The following is a 1,681-nucleotide window of genomic DNA, read 5'->3' on the forward strand; positions in this document are numbered from 1 at the left end:
TCGATGGGCGGCCAGAGCCTGCCGCGCGACGGCACCGCGGTCACCCTCGAGGGCGGCGCCATCGAGCTCGACACCGCGGCGCGGACCTATCGCACCGCCGCCGGCAACCGCTGGTGGGACGTGATCGCCACGCTCGACGCCAAGGGCTTCTCGCCGGCGGTGATGCAGTCCAACAGCGATTTCGGCGTCGGCAGCACGTTCAGCGTCAACGCCCATGGCTGGCCGGTGCCCTACGGCCCGTTCGGCTCGACGGTGAAGTCGATCCGCATGCTGCTCGCCGACGGCACCCTGGTGCAGTGCTCGCGCAGTGAGAATGCCGAGCTGTTTGGCCTCGCCATGGGCGGCTATGGATTGTTCGGCATCATCGTCGACCTCGAGGTCGAGATGGTGCCGAACCTGCTGCTCGAGCCGCGCTTCGAGCGCATGGCGCCGGAAAAGTTCGCCGAGGCATTCACGCGCGCCATCGACGGCGACCCCAACGTGAAGATGGCCTATGGCCGGATGTCGGTGTCGCGCAAGGCGTTCTTCGACGACGCGCTGCTGGTCACCTTCCGCCCGGTGCCCGATGCGCCGGCGGCGCTGCCGCCGGTGGCGAGCTCGGGCAAGCTGACCGGCGTCGCCAACACGATCTATCGCGCGCAGACCGGCTGGGAGGTCGCCAAGGGCTTGCGCTGGTTCATGGAGACGCGGCTCGGCCCCGCCATCTCCGACAGCCGCTACACCCGCAACTCGCTGATGGCCGAGCCGGTCGCCAATCTCGCGCAGAAGGACATGCACCGCACCGACATCCTGCACGAATATTTCGTGGCGCCGGAGCGGTTCGGCGAGTTCCTCGCCGCCTGCCGCGACATCATCCCGAAGGCGCGCGCCGAATTCCTCAACGTCACCTTGCGCTATGTCGCCGAGGACAAGACGCCTGCCCTCACCATCGCGCCGGTACGCCGCATCGCCGCCGTGATGTCGTTCTCGCAGGTCACCTCGCCCGAGGGCGAGATCGACATGATGCGCACCACCGAAGCCCTGATCGACCGCATCACCGCGATTGGCGGCGCTTTCTATCTGCCCTATCGTCTGCATGCCCGCCGCGACCAGGTCGAGACGGCCTATCCGGCGGCGGCCCGTTTCGTCGCCGCCAAGCGGCAATATGATCCGAACCTCCTGTTCCGCAACGCGATGTGGGACGCTTACTTCGCATGACGACATCCGCCGACGGCTTCGCATGGGACCGCTACCGCATCGCCGCGCTCGCGCTCGCCGTGGCGCTTCTGTTCGCCGCCGCGACCGACTACATCCCCGCCTTCATCGATGCGCAGGGCCGCGTGTTCGGCCTGTTCCAGCTCGACATCTACAAGGACGCGCTGCATGTCGCCTCCGGCCTGTGGGCGCTGGCGTCGATGCTGTCGCGGCGCAGCGCCGTATTCTTCCTGCGCGTGTTCGGCACGCTGTACTTCCTCGACGGCGTGATGGGCGTGTTCACCGGTTCCGGCTATCTCGACCTCTCCATCATCATCGACGGCATCCGCAACACGTCCTGGGTGGTGAAGGTGCTGTCGAGCCTGCCGCATCTCGCCCTCGGCGCTGTCGGCATCGCCGTCGGCTGGTCGCCGTGGGGCGCAGGGCGCGCGCATTTGAAGATTTGAGGCTGCTCGATGATACCCTACTTGTTAGTGACTTCGTCATG

Annotated in this window: 2 protein-coding genes; both read left to right on the forward strand. The window is 67.0% G+C overall.

The annotated features are described in order from the left end of the window. Window positions 1–1,197: FAD-binding oxidoreductase (locus tag BRAS3809_RS15210; protein WP_035656371.1), on the forward strand; the 1,197-nt coding region annotated here is incomplete at its 5' end. Continuing rightward, a complete protein-coding gene (locus BRAS3809_RS15215; protein WP_008963006.1) occupies window positions 1,194–1,640 on the forward strand; it encodes a DUF4383 domain-containing protein in 447 nt (148 codons plus the stop codon). The genes BRAS3809_RS15210 and BRAS3809_RS15215, both read left to right, overlap by 4 nt. Window positions 1,641–1,681 lie beyond the last annotated feature (41 nt).

Source organism: Bradyrhizobium sp. STM 3809 (genome assembly GCF_000239795.1).
Taxonomy (GTDB): Bacteria; Pseudomonadota; Alphaproteobacteria; order Rhizobiales; family Xanthobacteraceae; genus Bradyrhizobium.